Here is a 19,951-nt window from a genome sequence, read left to right as displayed (position 1 = left end):
CTACTTCGCCACCTTGTTCAAGAATGCGAGCTGCTGCTCGTAAGTCGATTGAATGTAGCCGAGGACGTCGCCGCGCAGATCGTCGCGCTGAAGCGCGAAGTCCAGCGTCGCCTTGATAAAGCCGAACTTGTCGCCCACGTCGTAGCGCACGCCTTCGAAGTTGTACGCGACGACGGTCTTCAGCTCGTTGAGCTGCTTGATCGCGTCGGTCAGCTGGATCTCGCCGCCGGCGCCGGGCTCCTGATGTTCAAGAATGTCGAAGATTTCCGGCATCAGGACGTAGCGGCCCATGATCGCGTAGTTGGAAGGCGCCGCCTTGCGGGAGGGTTTTTCCACGAGAGAGTCGAGGAAAAAGACCGACGGTTCGATCGACGAGCCGCGAGGCGCGATGATTCCGTATTTGGACACGTCCTCGTCGGCGACTCGCTGCACTCCGACGACCGAGGAGGAGTAGCGCGAGAAGACGCGGATGAGCTGCTTCAGGCAAGGCTCCTCCGACTGCACGATATCGTCGCCGAGCAGCACCGCGAACGGCTCATCCCCGACGAAGCTGCGTGCGCACCAGATGGCGTGGCCGAGCCCCTTGGGCTCCTTTTGCCGGATATAGTGAATGTTCGCCATGTCGGAGATGGAGCGGATTTGCGCAAGCTCGTTTTTCTTGCCCTTCTTGTCCAGCGTCTCCTCAAGCTCGAACGACTTGTCGAAATGGTCCTCGATCGCACGCTTGCCGCGTCCGCTTACGATCAGGATGTCCTCGATGCCCGAAGCGATCGCTTCCTCAACGATGTACTGAATGGTCGGCTTGTCCACGATCGGCAGCATTTCCTTCGGCTGCGCCTTGGTGGCGGGCAGGAACCGGGTGCCGAGACCGGCCGCGGGGATAATCGCTTTACGCACTTTCATGTCGGTACCTCCATCCTTGGATTGTCGCCAGCAAGCAGGCGATGACGCGGTCTTGATCGTGCTCGGACAGGCTGGAGCCGGACGGCAGGCACATCCCCTGCTCGAACAGCCGGTCGGAGACGCTGTCCCCCTTGTCGTGCGGGTAATAACGGTACACTTCGAGCAGCGGCTGGCGGTGCATGGGCTTCCACACCGGACGGGACTCGATATTGGCTTCGGCGAGCGCCGCGATCAGCTGGGCGGACGTAACGCCGGCTTCCGCCGGGTTGACCGTCAGCGCCGTCAGCCAGCGAGTCGACCGCCCGTAGGACGCTTCCGGCATGAATCGAATACCCGGAATCCCTCCGAGCGCCTGCTCGTATCTGGCGAATACGGCGCGCCGTGCGGCGACCCGCTCCTCCAGCACCTGCAGTTGGCCCCGGCCGACGCCGGCCAGCACGTTGCTGAGCCGGTAGTTGTAGCCGATCTGCGTATGCTCGTAGTGCGCGGCCGGCTCTCTCGCCTGCGTCGCCCAATGGCGGGCGCGCTCCAGCGCGACGGCGTCGTTGGATACCAGCATGCCGCCGCCGGACGTCGTGATGATTTTGTTGCCGTTGAACGAATAGATGCCGTATGCGCCGAGCGTTCCGCTTTGTCTTCCTTTATAAGTAGCGCCGAGCGACTCGGCCGCGTCCTCGATGACGGGCACCCCATAGGCGTCGCACAGCTCGAGAATCGGGTCCATATCCGCGCTCTGGCCGTAAAGGTTGACGACGACGACCGCCTTGGGCAACCGTCCGGCCTGTTCGGCGTCTGCGAAGGCGCGCTTCAGAGCGGGAACGGACAGATTCCAGCTCTCCTCGTCCGAATCGATCAGGACGGGATTGGCGCCCTGGTACAGAATCGGATTAACGCTCGCGACGAAGGTGAGCGAGGAGACGAACACGTCGTCTCCGGGGCCGACCCCGGCGAGCCGCAGCGCCAAATGGATGGCAGCCGTGCCGGAGCTGAGGGCGGCCGCGCCGGCGCAACCCGCGTAGGCGGCAAGCTCCTGCTCGAACGCTTCGACGTGCGGCCCGAGCGGGGCGATCCAGTTCGTGTCGAACGCCTCGCGCACGTAAATCTGCTCCCGCTCCCCGATGTGGGGTGGGGACAGGAAAATGCGGGGCGGACGATCTTGCGGGTCCATGGGGGACGGGGCTGGCGTTATGCTTTGCGGCGCCGTTTTCGGCATGGTCGTTCCTCTCCTCTCTGTCTTTTCACTCCGCATGGAGCAGCTGCTCCGCTTGGGCGTTGCGGTATCGGATATGCGATGCCGGGACGCCTACCGCCGTGCAGCGGGCGGGGACGTCGCGGATCGCCGCCGCGCCCGCGCCGAGCGTGCTCCAGGCGCCGATCGTAAGTCCCGGCAGCACGTTGGCGCCGATGCCGACGTGCGCCCCCGTCTCCACGGTGACGCCGCCGGCGAGCGCAGCTGCCGGCGACACGTGGACGTAGTCGCCGACGTCGCAGTCGTGCTCGACGACCGCCCGGCTGTTGACGATGGCATGCCTGCCGACTTTGGCGTCGGCATTCAGGACGGCGCCGGCCAGCAGAACGGTGCCCCGGCCAAGCCGCGCGCTCGGGCTGACCACAGCCGCCGGATGGACAATCGTCGCGTACCATTCTGCGGACAGGCCCAGCCGGGCCTCCAGCCGCTCGCGTACGGCGTTCGCGCCGACGGCGAGGAACAGCTGCACGTCGTCCAACCGCCCGATGAGCCGGGGCACTTCGGAAACCGGGACGCGCAGGACGCCGCCTTCCACTCGCTCCGAGTCGTACTTGTCGTCCGCGATCGCGGCGATCCGGTATTTGCCGGAGGCGGCGGCCGCCTCGGCGACGACTTTGCCATGACCGCCGGCTCCAATGAGGATGAGCGCTTGTCTCGTCATGAGGTCATCTCCATCTCCCGGTTGCCCGTGAATTTGCTGACGGTGGCCTGCCCTTCCTGTGCGATGCCTTCCCTTCGGACGACCTTCAGCACCGTCAGGGAGAGAATCTTGAAGTCCAGCCGCCAGGACTGCTTGTCGACGTAATCGACGTCGAGCCGGAACTTCTCTTCCCACGAAACGGCGTTGCGCCCGTTCACCTGCGCCCAGCCGGTAATGCCGGGACGCAGATGGTGTCGCCGCGCCTGCTCGGACGTATAAAGCGACAAGTATTCCATGAGCAGCGGCCGCGGACCGACGAGGCTCATTTCGCCTTTGACCACGTTCAGCAGCTGCGGCAGCTCGTCGAGGCTGAGCTTGCGCAGCAGCTTGCCGAACGAAGTGAGCCGCTCCGCGTCGGGCAGCAGCGCTCCGTTTTCGTCCCGGCGGTCCGTCATCGTGCGGAACTTGAGCACCTTGAACGGCCTGCCGTACAACCCCGGCCGCTCCTGCCGGAACAGAACCGGTCCGCCCAGCTTCCATCGCACGAGGGCGGCGACAAGCAGCATCGTCGGCGACAGGAGCAGCAGCGCAGGCGCGGCGATCGCGAGGTCCGTCAGGCGCTTGGCGATCGCGCGGCGTCGGGATCCCGGCCGCCGAAGCGAGGCCGGATCGCGCGGATCGAGCTCGGCGTAAAGTCGGCTCAGCCGTTCCACGACGATTCGCTCGGTGAACTGCGTTTCGACGACGCGTCGGGCTTCCGCGCCCATCCGCACCCTAAGATCCTCGTCGCCCATAAGCCGCTCGAGCGCTTCGGCCAGCAGATCGGGCCTGCCCAGCGGCGCGAGCAGTCCCGTGCGGCCGTGCGAGACCAGCTCCCGGGTGCCGAGCGCGTCCGTCGCGACGACGGGCTTGCCGAACGCCATCGCTTCCATGACGATGCGCGGGATGCCCTCCTTGTCCGACGTGAGCGCCACGGCGTCCGCCAGGACGAGATGATCGTGCAGCGGAGACTGATGTCCGATGAGCAGCACCCAGTCCGTTAGGCCGAGCGAAGTGATGCGCGACTGGATCTCCTGTTCGAGCGGCCCCGTGCCCGCTAGCAGCGTCGTAAAGTCGAGCTTGCCGAGCCGGTTCAGCCGATCGAGCGCGTCCAGCAGCAGGGCGTGGTTTTTGACCGGCTCGAATCGCGCGCCCACGAGCAGCACGCGGCGATCTGCGGGCAGCCCGTACGCGGTCCGCAGCAGCGACAGCGTCTGTGCGCTGACGCGATCCCTTTCCTCGGTCAGCTTGTCCAGATCGACTCCGTTGCCCTCCCAGTAGACCGGCTTGCCCGGCGCGAGCTCCTGCAGCTTGGCGACGTCTTCCCGGTTCTGCGAGGAGAGCGCGTGGCAGAAGCGGGCTCCGATCCGCTCCAGCGTCCGGTACAGCCGGTACGCCCGCGGGGACTGGCCTTCGTAAAACGGCAGGCCGTGGCTCGTATGCACGATCGTCGGCACGCGCGCCGTCCAAGCCGCGATCCGACCGATCACGCCGGCTTTGGCCGTGTGTGTATGGACGACGTCATACCGCTGTTCGCGAAACAGTCGCCTCAGCCGCAGCACCGATTTCAGATCCGCCAGGGGGCGAATCTGCCGCTCCATCGGCACGAAGTGCAGCGCGAGTCCCGTCGCCTCCGTCATTCGCGGATCGTAGCCGTCCTTGGAGGACACCAGATGCACGTCGTATCCGGCGCGCCGCAGCAGCTCCAGCTTGTCGGCCAATATTTTGTGGCTGATCGCGGACGTACAGACGTGAGCGATCTTCGTCATCATTTCCCTCCTCCACTCTCGTAGCTCTCTCGCGGGACGGCCTCAGGTAGCCGGGACGACCATCTCCCTCTCCTCGTAATAAGCATTGTGCCAGGCGACGAACCGGCGCAGCCCTTCTTCGATCGGCGTCGACGGGGCGAAGCCCGTCGCCCGCTGCAGGTCGGCGATATCCGCGTACGTCGCCGTGACGTCCCCGGGCTGCATCGGCTTGTAGTCGATGACGGCTTCGCGGCCCACGGCTTCCTCGATCGTGCGGATCATCGTCATCAGCTCGACCGGCTGATGGTTGCCGATGTTGTACACCCGGTAAGGCGCGCTGCTCGTGCCCGGATCGGCCGCGCGGCGGTCCCAGTCCGGATTCGGAGCGGGCACGACCGGGATCAGCCTGAAGATGCCCTCGACGATGTCGTCGACATAGGTGAAATCCCGCTGCATGCGTCCCTCGTTGAACACTTCGATCGGACGGCCTTCCCGAATCTTTTGCGTAAACGAGAAGTACGCCATGTCCGGTCGTCCCCAGGGACCGTAGACGGTGAAAAAGCGCAAGCCGCTCGTCGGGATGCCGTAGAGATGGCTGTAGGAATGCGCCATCAGCTCGTTCGCTTTTTTGGTCGCCGCGTACAGGCTGACCGGATGATCGACGTTGTCGTGCACGGAGAACGGCATCGTCTCGTTCATGCCGTAGACCGAGCTCGACGAAGCGTAGATGAGGTGCGCCGGCCGATGGTGACGGCACCATTCGAGCACGTTGCCGAAGCCGACCAGGTTGGCGTCGATGTAGGCCCGCGGATTTTGCAAGCTGTAGCGGACGCCCGCCTGGGCGGCCAGATGGATGAAAGCCTCCGCTTCCACGCCGGCGAGAGCGTCTTCCAGCGCCGCGGCGTCCGCCACGTCGAGCCGGTGAAAGGTGAAGTTCGGATGATCGGCGATCCGCGCGAGGCGGTCCTCCTTCAGCCGGACGTCGTAATAGTCGTTCATGTTGTCGATGCCGACGACTTGCTTGCCTTCGAGCAGCAGCCGCGCGGCCAGATGGTAGCCGATGAAGCCGGCGGCACCCGTCACGACGATCGTCATGCCATCTCTCTCCTCTCTCTGTCGATTGCTTCCAGCGGCGCGAGGTTTTCGCCGGTCTGCTCCGCATACGTCCGGAACGATTGCCAGAACCGTTGGCGCCGGTCGTCGAGCTTCGTCTTGACGTAATCGGCGGAGCGGGCGAAGTTGCGCTTGGCCTGCTCGGCCAGCGCGTCCGTCCGACCCGCAAATGCGAGGATCCGCTCCGCGAGTTGACGGTCGTGCCCCGGCTTGTGCAGGCATTCCTCCCCGATCAGCTCGGGGATGCCGCCGGCCGTCGAGCCGATGACGGGACAACCCCGGCTCATCGCCTCGATCGCCGCCCGCGGCAGCCCTTCCTGAAAGCTCGGCTGCAGGTACAGATCGATTTCGTCCAGCCATTCCCATACCGCCTGGCCGCTTGGGAGCACGCCGCAAAATTTCACGGCGTCGCCGAGCGACAGCCGGTCCGCAAGCGCCTTCCAGCGATCCTGCGACCCGTCGCCGAGGATGCGGAATTCGAACGGCGGGAGCTGATCCCGGATGCGGGACAGGGCCCGGAGCGCGACATCGATCCCTTTGGTACGGCCGTTCAACGAGCCGATCAGCCCGAAGACGATCGGCTTCTCCTCTTGCCGGCCTCGGATTCCCGCGAGACGGCGCTCGAGCACTTCGGCGGGCGACTCGGCAATCTCGACGTTCGAGCAAACGCCGACGCGTCCGGCCTTGTTCGGATAACGGCGCTGCAGGAAGGAATCCGTCACGTACATGGCGTACGGAGCTTGGCTGACGAGAGACCGCGTCTTCTGATAGGAAAACGGAGCGTACAGCTTGCCCTGGACGCTGCCGTAATTCCATAGTCCGTCCCAGGCGCACGCGACGACTTCGACGGCGAACGGCTTGCCGAACTTGCGGGCGAGGCGGACGGCCTCGGCGCCAAGTTCGCTCGGCAGCCGCGCGATGACCGCGTCAGCCTGCAGGATGGCTTCGCTGAGCATACGCTCGACGTATCCCTTCTTGATCAGCTTGTTGACCGGGTTGCTGAGCGAGGGCAGGACGAGAAACTCGACGTTCGGCCCGCTCGACAGCGTCTTGCCGGCCGAGTCGGCGTCGGCGGGGAGCTTGCGGCCCCGGCCGACGACCGTCAGCCGATCGAAGACGTTCAGGTATCGCTGCCAAACTTTGTAAGGCAGCTTGCCGCCGGAGTAGAATCGGCCCGATTCGTTATAGTAGAACATGTGGTCATGAGCCCAAAGAACGTTCATAAGCGCCCTCCTCTCGTATTTTTTTGATCGGCTTCGCCGGCACGCCGCCGACGACCGTGCCCGCCGGCACCGTCCGGGTGACCACCGAGCCCGCCGCGACGACGGACCGTCCCTGCACTTCGACGCCGGACAGGATGCGGCAGCCGCAGCCGATCCAGACGTCGGCATGGATGCGGATCGTGCCGGTGACGAGCGGATTGTCCCGGATCGGCAGCGATTCGTCGTTCCACGTATGCTCGAACGAGATGAGCGACGACTGGTGCGCGATCGATACGTCGTCTGCGATCTCGATGCCGCCGTATGCGTCGATATAGCACTGGCGGTGAATGCTGACGTTGTCCCCGACGACCAGCCGTTCGGGATACCGGATCTCGACGCCGGGACCGATCATGATATTGTCCCCGCAGCGCCGGGCGAGCCGCTTCAGCAAACAATAGCGCAGCGTCGCGCCGGCCAGGCCGGGCAGCGCGTCGCTCCAGCTCCAGAACCAACGGAGCACGGGGCGCGGCAGCAGCCGCAGGGCCGCTGTCGCCGCCCGGATTAGCGGCTTGAAACGGCTGAATTTGTCCCTTCCCCGCATCCTCTCACCTCCTTGACCGCCCGGAACGGACGCGTGAGCTTTCCGAGCCAGATCATCGTATAGGCGCTGAACACGTAAAGCACCGGAAGCACCGGAAGTTTTTTGCGCACCATGTTGTCGCCGATCGTGCCGACGCCGTAATCGAGATCGCGCGACACGACCGTGACGTAGCCGACCAGGATCAACGTGCAGGCGTACGTCAATAGAACGATCATCGCGAGCCGGTAGAATCGCCTGGTCTCCGGCGCTTTCACGTAGACGGCCGCAGCCGCGACAAGCGTGAACGACATCCAGATCGCCTCGAGCGTCCGGTACAGCACGGCCGCATCCCAGTTGGCGACGTTCGTCGGGTTCGGGCTGAAAAACAGGAAGACGGCAAGCAGCCCGGCGTTCAGTACCCCGGAAGGACCCGCGAACAGGAAGACGGCCCCCAGCGAGCCCACGAGCATGGCGAGCGCGGTCTTTGTCCGGCCTCGAAACAGCAAGTAGAACCCGAGCGTATAGACGATGGCATAGTCCCGCAGGCCGGTCGCGTAAAGCATCACCACCACGAACAGCACATACCGCCGGCGAAGCAGGAGCAGCGCGCCAAGCAGGCCGAGCAGCACGCTCGTCACGTCCTTCGCGAAGATCGAGCTCATGAACATGAAGGAAGGGCTGACGAACAGGGCGAACGCCGTCCAGCCGTGAAACTTCGTCTCCGTCAGCGCCGGCAGCGGGAAACGGAAGTGGTCCCGGCACAGGATGTACGTCTGGTGCACGACCAGCAGCAGCAGGAGCGAGTTGAACACGATGATGGCGAGCGGGTCTTCGAGCTGGACGCCTTTGTAGAACGGCATGTACAGCAGACCGAAGATCGGGTACGCCGAAACGTTGAAGCCGTTCTGCGTGATCTGCTCCCAAGCGTAGTTGAAAAAGGAGCCGAGATCCTGGAACGCGGCGACCTGCGCGAAGTAGTTGCGCTCGTCCGGTCCCTTGAGCGGGTCCTGCGTCAGCGCGTAGACGAATTTGCCGCCGACCATGACGGCAAAGCCCAGGAACAGCAGGCGCGGCGAGTTCGGCCAGCGCAGGAGGCCGAGCAGCGGCAGCAGCAGAGCGAAAAAGAGCGCGATCCCGGCATCGGTATCCCAGCGGAGCAGCCAGCAGGCGGCCAGCAGCGCGAGCGCCGCGTAAATGACGGCGAGGATCGGCCGGTGAAGCGCGCGATTAGCCTCCATACATGCGCTCCAGCCGCTGGACGCTTTGTCCGATGTCGTAGCCGTGCGTCATCAGCGCCTGGTGCCGCGACGGCCAGTCGACGGAATCGGACCCGCCGGTCAGGCGCAGCATGAGATCGGTCCAACGCTCGGCGCCGTCCGTCAGGGAAAGGCGCTTCATGAGGCCGATGCCGAGATCCGCGGCGGGCGGCACGCGGTCCGAGACGAGGCAGGGAACGCCCGCCGCCTGCGCCTCGATCAGCACGATGCCGAGCCCCTCATACAGCGACGGGAGAACAAAAAGGTCCAACGCGCCGAGCAGCTGTGGCACGTCCTTGCGGACGCCGAGGAAGCGGACGCTGTCGCCAAGCCCCAAGGCGGCCGCTTGGGCCTCGATCTGGGCGCGCAGCGGACCGTCGCCGATCAGGATCAAGTACGCCTCGGGACGCACGCGTCGGAAATCGGCGAACCGCTCCAGCAAAAAGGCGTGATTCTTCTGCGGGCTGAAGCGGCCGATATGACCGATCGCGACGGCATCGTCCGGCAGATCGAGCCGCGACTTCAGCGCGGAGCGCTTGGTCTGCAGCGCCGCATAGGGCGCCGGGTCGATCGCGTTGGGGAATACTTTCACCCGCTCGTCCCGCCAACAGTCTCCGCCGAACAGCGACTCGCAGGCTTCGTTCGAGCAGCCGAGCATCCCCGTTGCATGCGAGCGGATCAGTCGGCGCATATGCGCCCGGTAGAGCGAGCGGAGCCAGTTCGTGCGGCGGCTGTCCTGCGTATTGTGGCTGTGGCTGATGCGCACGGGTACGCCCAACTCCTTGGCCACCTTGAGCACGTACCCGCTGAAGCCGAAAATATGGCTGTGGATCGCGTCGTAAGGACCGTGCTCCCGAATGTTGGCGACTAGCGCCCGGCGATACGCCCACAGGCCTTCCTTCGGGTGCGGCTGGCGTACGATTTTGCCGCCCAGCTCGGCGATCTCGTCGTCGTAAAACGCCTTTTCCTCCGTCTGGACGCCAAAGTGGAATTCGTACTTCGACCGGTCGATATGCCGGTAGATGTTCATCAGCAGCGTCTCGATGCCGCCCGGATGCATCTTGCCGACGATGTGTAGCACCTTGATTCTGCGGTTCATTCCCCTTCCCCCCGGTTCCGTTTCAGGATGGCCTGAAGCAGGCTCGTTTGGATGCCCAGCTTGCGGCGGACGACGAATACCATCGCGAAAGGCCAGAACGAGCCGCCCGCAAACGTGGCGATCGCCGCCCCCGTCATCCCGTAGGACGGGATCAGGATGAGATTCAACGCCGCGTTCAGGATCGCCGAGACGATCAGCGCCTTGGTCAGCGTGCTTTGATGACCCGTCATCGTCATGACCATGCCCGTCTGCCCGCAGAGGGCGCTGACGAATTGGCCGGCGGCCATGATGAGGAGCGGGACGTAGCCTTCTCGGAATTCAGGCCCGAAGATGCCAAGAATCGGCCGGCCGAAAAACGCGAGCACGAGCAGAACGACGAGCGCGAACGCCAGCGCCGCCGCGCCGGAAGCGGTGCATACGCTCTGCAGCCGCTTCATGTCCTTCTGCGCGTAGGCGGCCGACATGAGCGGCGCAGCGGTCATATTGATCGCGGTCATCGCGAACGTGACGAGCGCGGCGATCCGCACGGCGGCGGAAAGGATGCCGGACTCGTACGTGCCGTGCATCATCCCCGTCATCAGCACGTTGAGCTGTCCGAGGATGAGATAGATGCCCGCGTTGATCATGAGCGAGACGGACGTGCCCATCCACTCGCGGGGATGGACGACCGGCTCGACGCCCCGGATGTGGGCGACGGTCTTGCGGCGCAGCACCATCGCGCCCAGCGCGTAGGTGAGGAGCAGCGAGAGCCCGAACAGCGCCATCGCGAGCGGCGCGTTGCCGGCCCGACCCGAGATCCATACGACGGCGTACAGACAGGCGACGAGCAGCACGGGCCGGATGATCTTCTCCGGCATCTGCGCGAACAGCACCTCGTTCAGCGCCTGAAGCGCGCTCTGCCGAAGCAGCGCGAGCGCCAGGAACGGGACGCAGCCGAGTCCGACGAGGAAGGTCGCGTACAGGTCCGGCTCCATCGTCTTCGCGTATAGCTGCAAAACCCCGAATCCGACGGCGACGACGGCGAGCGAGAGGGAGAAGGACCAGCGGTTCGCGAACCGGAGCATCCCCTTGATCTCGCCCCAGCGCTCGTCCGCCCGATAGGCGGAAACGTAGCGCACGATCGTCATATCGAAGCCGAGCTTCGCCGGAAACACCAGAAACGTGATCACGGTCATCACGTAGGCGTAATGGCCGTATCCGATCGCGCCCAGCTCGCGAGCCAGGCAGACTTGCATCAGAAACGCGAGACCCATGCCCGAGGCGTTCAGCAGGAAGGCGGTGCCTCCCTTGCGCGCCAGCACGCGGGCTACGGCGTTGCCGGGTTTGACGGCCGCGCTTGCTGCCGACGGGCTTGCGCCGGCAGCCGTGCTCGCGTCGGCAGTCGCGCTTGCGTGGACTGCCGCGCTCCTGCCGTCCGCAACGTTTTCGGTGGCTGTTGCGCTTGAGCCTGCGTTATCGTTTGCGATTGTGTTTGCATTTGTGGCGGACCTAGCGGCGGCCGCTCCATTCACGGCTTGCATGACATCAACAATTCCCCTCTTTCGCTTCGGCGCAGGTTAAGAGACGTTCCGGTAGGTCGGCACCAGCTGCTGCAGCACGCTGCGGATCTCTTCGGGATCCTTGGCGAGCACCCGCTCCAGTCTCCGGAATTCGAATTCCAGTTCGGAGCGGTTAATGAGCGACGGCTTGCCGACGTAAATCCGGTCGTGCTTGGTCGAGGTGAGCCCCTCCTCCTTCGTGAGCAATTCTTCGTAAAGTTTTTCCCCTTCGCGGATGCCGCTGAACGTAATCTCGATGTCGACGCCGGGCTCGAAGCCGGACAGGCGGATAAGATCGACGGCCAGATCGTAGATGCGCACCGGGCTGCCCATGTCGAGGATGAAGATCTCCCCGCCCTGTGCGAAAGCGCCGGCCTGGATGACGAGCTGCACCGCTTCGGGGATCGTCATGAAGTAGCGAACCATCTCCGGGTGCGTGACCGTAACCGGACCGCCGCCGACGATCTGCTGTTTGAAGCGAGGGATGACGCTGCCCCGGCTGCCGAGCACGTTGCCGAACCGGACGGCGACGAATTTCGTTTCGCTATGCTTGTCGAGCCCTTGGATGTACATTTCCGCGATGCGCTTGGTCGTCCCCATGACGCTCGTCGGATTAACGGCTTTGTCGGAGGAAATGAGGACGAATCGCTCCGCTCCGAACGCGTCTGCGCAGTCCGCTACGTTTTTCGTGCCGAATACGTTGTTTTTGATCGCCTCCGACGGGTTGCGCTCCATGAGCGGCACGTGCTTGTGCGCGGCGGCGTGGAAGACGACCTGGGGCTTCATGCAGCGGAACACTTCTTCGAGCCGCGTCCGGTCCTGCACGTCCGCGATGACCGTTTCGATCGGCAGCTTCGGAAACGCGGCCCGCATCTCCATCTCGATCGTGTAGATGCTGTTCTCTCCATGCCCGAGCAGCAGCAGCTTGTCGGGCTGGAACGGCGCGATCTGCCGGCACAGCTCCGAGCCGATGGAACCGCCCGCCCCCGTTACGAGGACAACCTTGCCCGCGACGTAGTCCGCGATGCCCTTCAGGTCGGTGCGGATCGGCTCTCGGCCGAGCAGGTCTTCGACGGAGACGTCCCGGATCTGATGCGCCGCCGTCTTGCCGTGGATCAGATCCTGCAGGTTCGGCACGATTTTGAGGCGCGCCTTCGTATGCTTGCAGATCTTCACGATCTCGGAGATCTGCGTCTTCGAGGCGGACGGCATCGCGATGATGATTTCCTCGATGTTCTTGTCCGCGACGATCGCCGGAATGTCCTGCCGTCCGCCGAGTACTGGGATGCCGAGCACTTCGAGCTTGATCTTGTAAGGATCGTCGTCGACGAAGGCGACCGGCTTCGCCTGGTACGAATCGTTCATCTGCAGCTCCTTCGCGAAGAGCGTCCCGCAGTTGCCTGCGCCGACGATCAGCGTCCGCTTGCGGTTTACGCTCCGTCCGCCGCGTTCGCCGCCGAACCGGTCGCAGACGAGGCGCCACAGGAACCGGCTGCCGCCGAGCAGCAGAAGCGCCGACATGAAGCTCTGCACCGGCGCGAACAACGGAATTACCTGGCCCATCGCAGCCGTTGCGGCCAGGTAGCCGGCGGCGCCGCTCACGAGGGCGGCTTGGCCGAGCGCGGCCAACTCGCCTACGCTGGCGTACTGCCAGATGCGGCGGTAGAGCCCGAAGAAGTACATGATCCCGACGCCGGCCAGCGCCTGTACGAGACCGTAAATGACGGCCAGGTAGGCGGTCTCCCCGTTTAGCCATCCGCCGTCATGAACGACGAACGCCAGGTACACGCTTAACCACAAAAATACGAGATCGAGGCCGATCCAGATCGGCACTCGTTTGGATACGCGCATGCAGTTTCCCTCCTATGGAGCCCGTTTCGGGCGTTTCTTTTTCTTTTTCTCTTTTTGCTTCGTTGCTCTCTCCCTTGGTCTTCAACCTTCGCGTGCAGTTAAGCGTTGTAGTCGTAGTACGTTCCGGCTTCCGGGCCCTTCGCCTGATTGAGAACGACGCCCAGCAGCCTGGCGTTCACGAAGCTCAGCTGCTCCTTCGCCCGCAGCGCGGGTCCGCGCTTCAGCTCTCCGGCTTTGACGACGAGCAGCACGCCCTCGCACTTCGTCGACACGATCTGAGCGTCGCTCACGGCGAGCACGGGCGGCGTATCGATCAGAATCAGATCGTAGCGCTCGCGCAGATCCGCGATGAGCTTGTCCATTTTCCGCGATGCGAGCATCTCCGCCGGATTCGGCGGCGTGGCGCCCGAGGTGATCACCGAGAGATTGTGCACATGCGTCTGCTGAACCGCGTCGAGCAGTTCGCACTGTCCGGACAGCAAGCTGCTCAGGCCGTGCCGGTTGGAAAGGCCGAAGGCGAAGTGCGCCGTCGATTTGCGCATGTCCGCATCGATCAGCAATACCTTGCTGTCTCCCTGCGCGTACGCCACGGCGAGGTTGTTGATCGTCGTCGACTTGCCTTCCTCCGGCGTGGCCGACGTCACCATGAGCGTGCGGATCGGTTCATCCAACCCCGAATACTGCAAGTTCGTGCGAAGCGTCCGGTAAGCTTCGGCGATCGGCGATTTGGGCTGCCGATCGGTGATGATGCGTTTGCGGCTTTCCACGAGCCTTGACATCCCCTCACCCCGCTTTCTTGTTGTCTTTCGCGACTTTGGAAGCGTCCGGCGGCGGATTTGGCGACTGCTCGTGCATCCCCTTCATTTTCGGGATGACGATCAAGGTCGGCAGTCCGAGCACAGCCGTCACGTCCGCTTCGGTTTTCAGCGAATCGTCGAAGAAATCCAGAAGCAGAACCGTACCGATGCCGATCAGGAGGAAAAGGACGAAGCCAGCCGCCGTGTGCAGCTTTTTGTTGGGCTTGAAGGGCGCCGGCTGCTTGTCCTCGTCCGCCTTGTTCAGCAGATACACGTTGTCGACTTTCATGATGTTCGGGATTTCCTCCTGAAAGACGACCGACACTTCGTTCACGATTCGCGCCGCTTTCTTGTAGTCGTGATCCGGGTAGGTGAGCGTAACGACCTGCGTACCGTTCACGGAGCTGAAGCCGATGTTGCGGATCAGCTCGTCCGAGGTGACGCCGAGTTCCGGGTGCTCGGAGACGAGATCCATGATCGCCGGCGTGCGGATGATCTCTTTGTACGTGCTGATCAGGCTAATATTCGAGTTGATCAGATTCAGATCGAGCTTGAAACCGCTGAGATCCGATGCCGAATTGACAATCAGCTTGGTCGACGCCTGATAAACCGGCTTCAAGAAAAAGGCGCTATAAACGCCGACGGCCGAGGTCCCGAGCAAGGTGATGACCGCGATCAGCCACCAGCGCTTGCGCATCAGAGACAGCACCTGTTTCAAATCCAGATCTACATTCACCATTCGGCCTCCCGTCTCTTGGTGTGAGGTTGATGTGTTTTGCGTTCGGTTCCATCCGCAAGAACGGCGGAACATCGCCCCCTTCTTTCTGTTTTATAATTCCGAATTTTCCGAATCATTAGCGGCCTTTCACCCAACGCCTGACGACGCTCGACACCGTCCGCCTGCGGACAACCGCCGCAGCCTCCGCTTGTTTGCCGGCCGCGATCAACTTCGCGTTCCGCTGGAGCCGCTGAACGAACACGCTGCCGAATTTGGCTTCGAGCATCTCGTACGCCACTCTCAGCTCGAACGGCCTTCGCTCGCAGTCGTGCGCATCCGAGGCGACCAAGTGGATGTAGCCCCGCTTGCACAGCGTCAAGGCCGCGGTCTGCGTCTCCTTCCCGAATCTCCCGGTCAGGGAATGCGAGGTGAGCTGGCATAGGGCTCCGGCTTCCACAAACGGAAGAAGCCGCTCCGGATGCTTCGCGATTTCGCGATTCCGCTCCGGATGCGCGATGATTGGCCGCCAGCCGAGGACGCCCATCTCGTGTATCGCGTGGGGTAGATGCTCAGGAATGCCGGCGGAGGGCAGTTCGATGAGCGTGTAGGTGGTGCCGGACAGGGGCAGCAACTTGCCTTCATAAGCTTCGCGCAGCCATTCCGGCGTCATCCGGATTTCCTGGCCCGCACGGACCTGGAGCGGAATTTTTGCCGCCCGGAGCGCTTCGGACAGTCTGGCGACCGCCTTCACGACCGTTGACCGTTCGTTGTCGTAAGGGGGCAGCAGATGATGGGGCGTCGCATAGACGACCTCGATCCCCTCGCGAACGGCCATGCGGGCCATTTCGAGGCTCATCTCCAGGGACGCAGGTCCGTCGTCCATCCCGGGCAAAATGTGACTATGCAGGTCGACCAAGCTTCACTCCCCTTTCCAAGCGATCTTGTCAACATTATGTCACAGCCCTTTCCGGCCGATGGAGAGAGGAAAGACTTAAATTGATTTAGACCGACGCGATTATTTTCAGAAAATAGACAAAGGAAGAAATCCCCATTGTTTTTGGCGAAACAACAGACACAGAGGGAGGTTTTTCCACCCAACGAATTCCTGTAAATGGATATTGTTTAATTTAATTTACTTTATATGGTTATTTTTAAAGCATAAATTATCGAGACTTTAGCATGAACGCCGAGAATGCCCCCAACCCGCTCCATTGCTGGGTTTTCGTCTTCTGCCATCCGACTTGCGTCGATCTGTGGCAATTCTGCCGCTTGGGCCTTGCCGCACGTCCGACGGCTGCGCTTAGTCCTTTCGACACGCAACGTCGGCGAACGACGGCGGATCACTCCGGCCATTTGTCGAATCAGCACCCGCGCCGACTGTCCCGGAATACCCAATTTTCCTCTTGGCAAATCGGGATTCGCGGTCGTGCGAAGGTCCATTGGCGTTCGCTCCGCTCCCAAATACCGGGTTCCGAGCGAATGGGCTTGGGCGGATGAAACAAATGTACAACCATTGTCATCTCGGATCGCATCCCGTTCCCGAACTTTGTAAAATTTCGCGGACCGGGACCCGGTGTTTACATACGGCGGGTCGCTTGTCCGGGTACCGATTCGGGGCATTTGGGCCGTACCTCCTAACGACGGGGCTGAACCGTGTCTGGGCGCCCGCGCCGGAAAGCCGTCTTGGCGGCCCTCCTTGCCCTCGCAACGTCGGAATGTACTCAGGTGCAGTACGTTTACCGCTCATCGTTCGCATGGAGTCACATCATCTGCATGTGCGGCACATCTTCCCGTTCCTCACTCGCCTCGTCTCTTCGTCCCTCGCGGAACTTTTCACCACTCATCGCCTCCCTGGCGCCCCCTTCATTCGCATGTACGGAACATCTTTCCGCTCATCATCCGCCTAGCGAGCCCCATTATCCGTGTGTACGGAACTTATTTCCACATCTATTTCTCCTGCCGCCCCTTTATCCGCAGGTCCTCCTGGCGCCCCATCCTCCGCATGTATGGTACTTCTTCCCACACATCATTCTCCTGGCGCCCCATCATCCATATGTACGGAACTTCTTACCGCTCATCATCCTCTCGGCTCTCCGTCCCTCGCATGTACGGAACTTTTTACCGCTCATTGCCATCCCGACGCCCCCATTATTCGCATGTACGGAACTTCTTTCCGTTCATCATCCTCCCACCGCCCCGCTGCCCCTCAGGAAAGATGCTTTTCACCGCCTATCCCCCTCCGCCCTTGGTCCGCATGCCTCCCGAATCTAAAGAAAAAGCCGCCCCCCGGACCGATTCGGTCCTGGGGACGGCTGCTAATCGAACTTGGCGAATTAGAGGCGCGCTTCCAGTTCTTTTTTCTTGTCTTCGAAGCCGGGCTTGCCGAGCAGGGCGAACATGTTCACCTTGTAGGCTTCGACGCCGGGCTGATCGAACGGATTGACGCCGAGCAGATACCCGCTCACGCCGCACGCGATCTCGAAGAAATAAACGAGCTGGCCGAACGTATGCGGAGTCAGGTCCGGCAGCTGCACGACGAGGTTCGGCACTTGACCGTCCGTGTGCGCGAGAATCGTGCCCTCAAACGCCTTTTTGTTGACGAAGTCCAGCGTTTTGCCGGTAAGGAAGTTCAGGCCGTCGAGATCCGCGGCGTCGCTCTGGATCGTGATTTGGTCCTGTACTTGGCCAACCTGGAGCACCGTCTCGAAGATGATCCGGTTGCCCTCCTGCACGAACTGCCCCATGGAATGCAGGTCGGTGGAGAAGTCGACGGACGCCGGGTAGATGCCCTTGAAGTCCTTGCCTTCGCTCTCGCCGTACAACTGCTTCCACCATTCGGAGACGAAGTGCAGGCCCGGCTCGTAGTTAACGAGAATCTCGACCGTCTTGCCCTTGCGGTACAGAGCGTTGCGGATCGCGGCGTACTGGTAAGCCGGATTCTCGCTGAGGTTCGGATTGTTCAATGCGGTGGACGCGTCCTGCGCGCCCTTCATGATCGCCTCGATGTCGATGCCGGCCGTCGCGATCGGCAGCAGGCCGACCGCGGTCAGCACGGAGTAGCGTCCGCCGACGTCGTCCGGAATGACGAACGTCTCGTAACCTTCGGCGTCCGAGAGCGTCTTCAGCGCGCCGCGCGCCTTGTCGGTCGTCGCGTAGATGCGCTTGCGGGCGGCTTCCTTGCCGTATTTCTTCTCCAGCGCCTCGCGGAAAATGCGGAAGGCGATCGCCGGCTCGGTCGTCGTGCCGGACTTGGAGATGACGTTGATCGACCAGTCCTTGCCCTCCAGCGCCTGGAGCAGATGCGTCACATAAGTGGAGCTGATGTTGTTGCCGGCAAAGAAAATTTGCGGCGTCTTGCGCTGTTCCTTCGTCAACGTGTTGTAGAACGAATGGGACAGCATCTCGATCGCCGCGCGGGCGCCGAGATAGGAGCCGCCGATGCCGATGACGACGAGCGCCTCGGAGTCGGATTGGATCTGCTTGGCCGCCTGCTGGATGCGGGCGAACTCCGCCTTGTCGTAGTCGAACGGCAGGTTGATCCAGCCGAGAAAGTCCGAGCCTGCTCCGGTACCGTTATGTAGCTGCTCATGGGCCAGCTTGACGGCGGGTGCCAGGTTGTCGATCTCGTGCTGACCGACAAACTGCAGTGCTTTGGAATAATCGAGACGAATGCTTTGGCTCACTTTTCCTTCAAACCCCTCTCAGTCCATGTTGGCCGCTTCGTTGAAGCATGTAGCCTTAGCATACTGAAATTTGTCCCGCGGCACAAGTTGAGGGGGAGACGGCGGTCCGGCAAGCGCGCGAGAACTAGTCGAACGAGCGGCGGGAAGGCCAGGAGCCCTGCAGCTTGCGGGTCTGAATGACGGCTCCGGTATGATACGCGTCGTGGGCGATCAGGCTCATGTACCGCTTCCCGATCTCCGCCTTCAGCACCCGCTTCGCCAGCTCCTCCTCGTCCATCCGGTCGAGCTCGGCCGCGAGCGCCCGGTGCACGGAGTCGAGCCGATTCAGGAGGACGTTCCAGGAAGCTTCGTCCGTGCCGTCCGTTCGGAACGTGTCGTCGTTGGTCAACCCCTCCGGGTAGTCGGCATTCCCGGTCCTGAGCATCTGCAGCAACCGTTCCTTGAAGAAGACAAGGTGATGCACCGTCTCGCGGATCGTGTTCGCATGCTCTCCCTCCGGACGCCAGTCCGCTTGTTCGGACGTCAGCCCGCTCACCGCGTCCCGCAGTGGCGGAAACCAGTCTTCCTTATCGTAGGCGAATTCCCAATATTGCTTCAGAAGCTCCAATGTGCTCATGGCTATGTCCTCCCGTCGGGCGATCTCGCCGCCCTTCATTTCGTAATCATATAAACCAGTTATACTGATTACATATGAAGTTTAGCACATCTTCGAACGATTTTCGAGGGAATGTCCAAGGATTAGCGCTTAACCGCTAAAAACAATTATCGCTTTACCGCTTTATAAGGACTACCGCTTTACCGCATTAATGTGGTATTCTAAGGGAGGAGAAAGCGAGGTGCGACGGAAATGAGGTTATGGATTGATTTTGCGAACAGCGAATGTCATGATTGGCGAGGCAGCGGCGTATCCGAAGATTGGCTGGGAGATCCCGCATGGGTCGAAGAATGGCTCAGACGGCATGACCTGCCCCCGATGGATTACCCGACGCCCGACGAACTTAGACGGCTCAAGCAGCTCCGGTATCTGATTCTGCGCATGGTGAGCGCTTACGCTTCCGAGTCGGTGCCCGGTCCCGAGGACCTGATCGAATTAAACCGCTTTCTGGCCGAAGGGATGTCGATCCGCTCTCTGACGGCGGCCGACGGCTCCTACCGCGTCGAGTCGCTGCCCGCGGGACGCGACTGGAGGCAGATCCGCGCGGAGATCGCGGCTTCGTTCGCGGCGACCCTCTCCGAAGGCGAAGCTCGGCGTATCCGGATTTGCGACAATTCGGACTGCATGTGGGTGTACTATGACGATACCCGCAACCGCTCCAAGCGCTTCTGCGACGACAAGCTCTGCGGCAACCTGATCAAGGTGCGGCGTTTCCGCGCCCGCAAGAAAGCGATTGCCCGCGGCTTAAACGGCTCGGAAGAGCTGAATGTCGGCCTCGCCGAATAGGCCGGACCGCTCGGGCGACCGGGGACGGACGCCCGGCTTTCGAAAACGTGAACAGAAATCTCATCGCGCCATAAATGAAATCGGGCAGTTCCGA

At 62.5% G+C, this 19,951-nt stretch carries 18 protein-coding genes; 1 reads left to right on the top strand and 17 read right to left on the bottom strand.

The window, feature by feature from the left end; all coding sequences use genetic code 11:
- From galU to LKX83_RS20950, 17 genes are all read right to left on the bottom strand, one after another.
- Positions 1–903 (bottom strand): UTP--glucose-1-phosphate uridylyltransferase GalU, encoded by a 903-nt coding sequence (galU, locus tag LKX83_RS21035; RefSeq protein ID WP_227884558.1) that lies wholly within the window; start codon positions 901–903, stop codon positions 1–3.
- A complete protein-coding gene (locus tag LKX83_RS21030) occupies positions 890–2,071 on the bottom strand; it encodes a DegT/DnrJ/EryC1/StrS family aminotransferase (RefSeq protein WP_227884625.1) in 1,182 nt (393 codons plus the stop codon). Before LKX83_RS21030 ends, galU begins: the two co-directional genes overlap by 14 nt.
- 70 nt (positions 2,072–2,141) lie before the next feature.
- Positions 2,142–2,813 (bottom strand): acetyltransferase, encoded by a 672-nt coding sequence (locus LKX83_RS21025; protein ID WP_227884555.1) that lies wholly within the window; start codon positions 2,811–2,813, stop codon positions 2,142–2,144.
- A complete protein-coding gene (locus tag LKX83_RS34460; RefSeq protein ID WP_370639107.1) occupies positions 2,810–4,600 on the bottom strand; it encodes a sugar transferase in 1,791 nt (596 codons plus the stop codon). The genes LKX83_RS21025 and LKX83_RS34460 overlap by 4 nt, the downstream gene beginning before the upstream one ends.
- 42 nt (positions 4,601–4,642) lie before the next feature.
- Positions 4,643–5,674: an NAD-dependent epimerase gene (locus LKX83_RS21010; RefSeq protein WP_227884553.1), complete on the bottom strand. Its 1,032-nt coding sequence runs from the start codon at positions 5,672–5,674 to the stop codon at positions 4,643–4,645.
- On the bottom strand, positions 5,671–6,915 hold the full coding sequence (locus LKX83_RS21005) for a glycosyltransferase (RefSeq protein ID WP_227884551.1): 1,245 nt from the start codon (positions 6,913–6,915) through the stop codon (positions 5,671–5,673). Before LKX83_RS21005 ends, LKX83_RS21010 begins: the two co-directional genes overlap by 4 nt.
- Positions 6,893–7,495: an acyltransferase gene (locus LKX83_RS21000; RefSeq protein WP_227884550.1), complete on the bottom strand. Its 603-nt coding sequence runs from the start codon at positions 7,493–7,495 to the stop codon at positions 6,893–6,895. Before LKX83_RS21000 ends, LKX83_RS21005 begins: the two co-directional genes overlap by 23 nt.
- Complete coding sequence (locus LKX83_RS20995) at positions 7,456–8,712, bottom strand: hypothetical protein (protein WP_227884548.1); 1,257 nt, start codon at positions 8,710–8,712, stop codon at positions 7,456–7,458. The genes LKX83_RS21000 and LKX83_RS20995 overlap by 40 nt, the downstream gene beginning before the upstream one ends.
- Positions 8,702–9,829 carry a glycosyltransferase family 1 protein gene (locus LKX83_RS20990; RefSeq protein ID WP_227884546.1) on the bottom strand — a complete coding sequence of 376 codons (1,128 nt, stop codon included), beginning with the start codon at positions 9,827–9,829 and terminating at the stop codon, positions 8,702–8,704. The genes LKX83_RS20995 and LKX83_RS20990 overlap by 11 nt, the downstream gene beginning before the upstream one ends.
- Positions 9,826–11,349, bottom strand: a complete 1,524-nt coding sequence (locus LKX83_RS20985; protein WP_227884545.1) for a flippase — start codon at positions 11,347–11,349, stop codon at positions 9,826–9,828. Before LKX83_RS20985 ends, LKX83_RS20990 begins: the two co-directional genes overlap by 4 nt.
- A 36-nt stretch (positions 11,350–11,385) precedes the next feature.
- Positions 11,386–13,218 carry a polysaccharide biosynthesis protein gene (locus LKX83_RS20980; protein WP_227884543.1) on the bottom strand — a complete coding sequence of 611 codons (1,833 nt, stop codon included), beginning with the start codon at positions 13,216–13,218 and terminating at the stop codon, positions 11,386–11,388.
- A 98-nt stretch (positions 13,219–13,316) separates the two neighbouring features.
- Entirely contained in the window at positions 13,317–13,985 is a 669-nt protein-coding gene (locus LKX83_RS20975) for a CpsD/CapB family tyrosine-protein kinase (protein ID WP_370639106.1), read from the bottom strand.
- A gap of 16 nt (positions 13,986–14,001) precedes the next feature.
- On the bottom strand, positions 14,002–14,751 hold the full coding sequence (locus LKX83_RS20970; protein WP_227884540.1) for a YveK family protein: 750 nt from the start codon (positions 14,749–14,751) through the stop codon (positions 14,002–14,004).
- A gap of 118 nt (positions 14,752–14,869) precedes the next feature.
- Positions 14,870–15,649 (bottom strand): tyrosine-protein phosphatase, encoded by a 780-nt coding sequence (locus LKX83_RS20965; protein WP_227884536.1) that lies wholly within the window; start codon positions 15,647–15,649, stop codon positions 14,870–14,872.
- A 221-nt stretch (positions 15,650–15,870) separates the two neighbouring features.
- Positions 15,871–16,173 carry a hypothetical protein gene (locus tag LKX83_RS20960; protein WP_227884535.1) on the bottom strand — a complete coding sequence of 101 codons (303 nt, stop codon included), beginning with the start codon at positions 16,171–16,173 and terminating at the stop codon, positions 15,871–15,873.
- 893 nt (positions 16,174–17,066) lie between these two features.
- Positions 17,067–18,416, bottom strand: a complete 1,350-nt coding sequence (locus LKX83_RS20955; protein WP_227884532.1) for a glucose-6-phosphate isomerase — start codon at positions 18,414–18,416, stop codon at positions 17,067–17,069.
- A gap of 124 nt (positions 18,417–18,540) precedes the next feature.
- Positions 18,541–19,032, bottom strand: a complete 492-nt coding sequence (locus LKX83_RS20950) for a DinB family protein (protein ID WP_227884530.1) — start codon at positions 19,030–19,032, stop codon at positions 18,541–18,543.
- Between the two features lie 231 nt (positions 19,033–19,263).
- On the opposite strand from LKX83_RS20950, the gene LKX83_RS20945 reads away from it, so the two are divergent.
- On the top strand, positions 19,264–19,857 hold the full coding sequence (locus tag LKX83_RS20945; RefSeq protein WP_227884529.1) for a CGNR zinc finger domain-containing protein: 594 nt from the start codon (positions 19,264–19,266) through the stop codon (positions 19,855–19,857).
- The last annotated feature ends 94 nt before the right edge of the window (positions 19,858–19,951 follow it).

It is taken from the genome of Cohnella baijiui, from assembly GCF_020731285.1.
Taxonomy (GTDB): Bacteria; Bacillota; Bacilli; order Paenibacillales; family Paenibacillaceae; genus Cohnella.
Note: the sequence above shows the minus strand (reverse complement) of the source record. Positions and strands in the feature narration are given on the sequence as shown.

Bases quoted from the DNA above. Each gene is read 5' to 3' on its own strand.
- galU (WP_227884558.1), bottom strand. From the start codon at position 903: ATGAAAGTGCGTAAAGCGATTATCCCCGCGGCCGGTCTCGGCACCCGG.
- LKX83_RS21030 (WP_227884625.1), bottom strand. From the start codon at position 2,071: ATGGACCCGCAAGATCGTCCGCCCCGCATTTTCCTGTCCCCACCCCAC.
- LKX83_RS21025 (WP_227884555.1), bottom strand. From the start codon at position 2,813: ATGACGAGACAAGCGCTCATCCTCATTGGAGCCGGCGGTCATGGCAAA.
- LKX83_RS34460 (WP_370639107.1), bottom strand. From the start codon at position 4,600: ATGACGAAGATCGCTCACGTCTGTACGTCCGCGATCAGCCACAAAATA.
- LKX83_RS21010 (WP_227884553.1), bottom strand. From the start codon at position 5,674: ATGACGATCGTCGTGACGGGTGCCGCCGGCTTCATCGGCTACCATCTG.
- LKX83_RS21005 (WP_227884551.1), bottom strand. From the start codon at position 6,915: ATGAACGTTCTTTGGGCTCATGACCACATGTTCTACTATAACGAATCG.
- LKX83_RS21000 (WP_227884550.1), bottom strand. From the start codon at position 7,495: ATGCGGGGAAGGGACAAATTCAGCCGTTTCAAGCCGCTAATCCGGGCG.
- LKX83_RS20995 (WP_227884548.1), bottom strand. From the start codon at position 8,712: ATGGAGGCTAATCGCGCGCTTCACCGGCCGATCCTCGCCGTCATTTAC.
- LKX83_RS20990 (WP_227884546.1), bottom strand. From the start codon at position 9,829: ATGAACCGCAGAATCAAGGTGCTACACATCGTCGGCAAGATGCATCCG.
- LKX83_RS20985 (WP_227884545.1), bottom strand. From the start codon at position 11,349: ATGCAAGCCGTGAATGGAGCGGCCGCCGCTAGGTCCGCCACAAATGCA.
- LKX83_RS20980 (WP_227884543.1), bottom strand. From the start codon at position 13,218: ATGCGCGTATCCAAACGAGTGCCGATCTGGATCGGCCTCGATCTCGTA.
- LKX83_RS20960 (WP_227884535.1), bottom strand. From the start codon at position 16,173: ATGGACCTTCGCACGACCGCGAATCCCGATTTGCCAAGAGGAAAATTG.
- LKX83_RS20950 (WP_227884530.1), bottom strand. From the start codon at position 19,032: ATGAGCACATTGGAGCTTCTGAAGCAATATTGGGAATTCGCCTACGAT.
- LKX83_RS20945 (WP_227884529.1), top strand. From the start codon at position 19,264: ATGAGGTTATGGATTGATTTTGCGAACAGCGAATGTCATGATTGGCGA.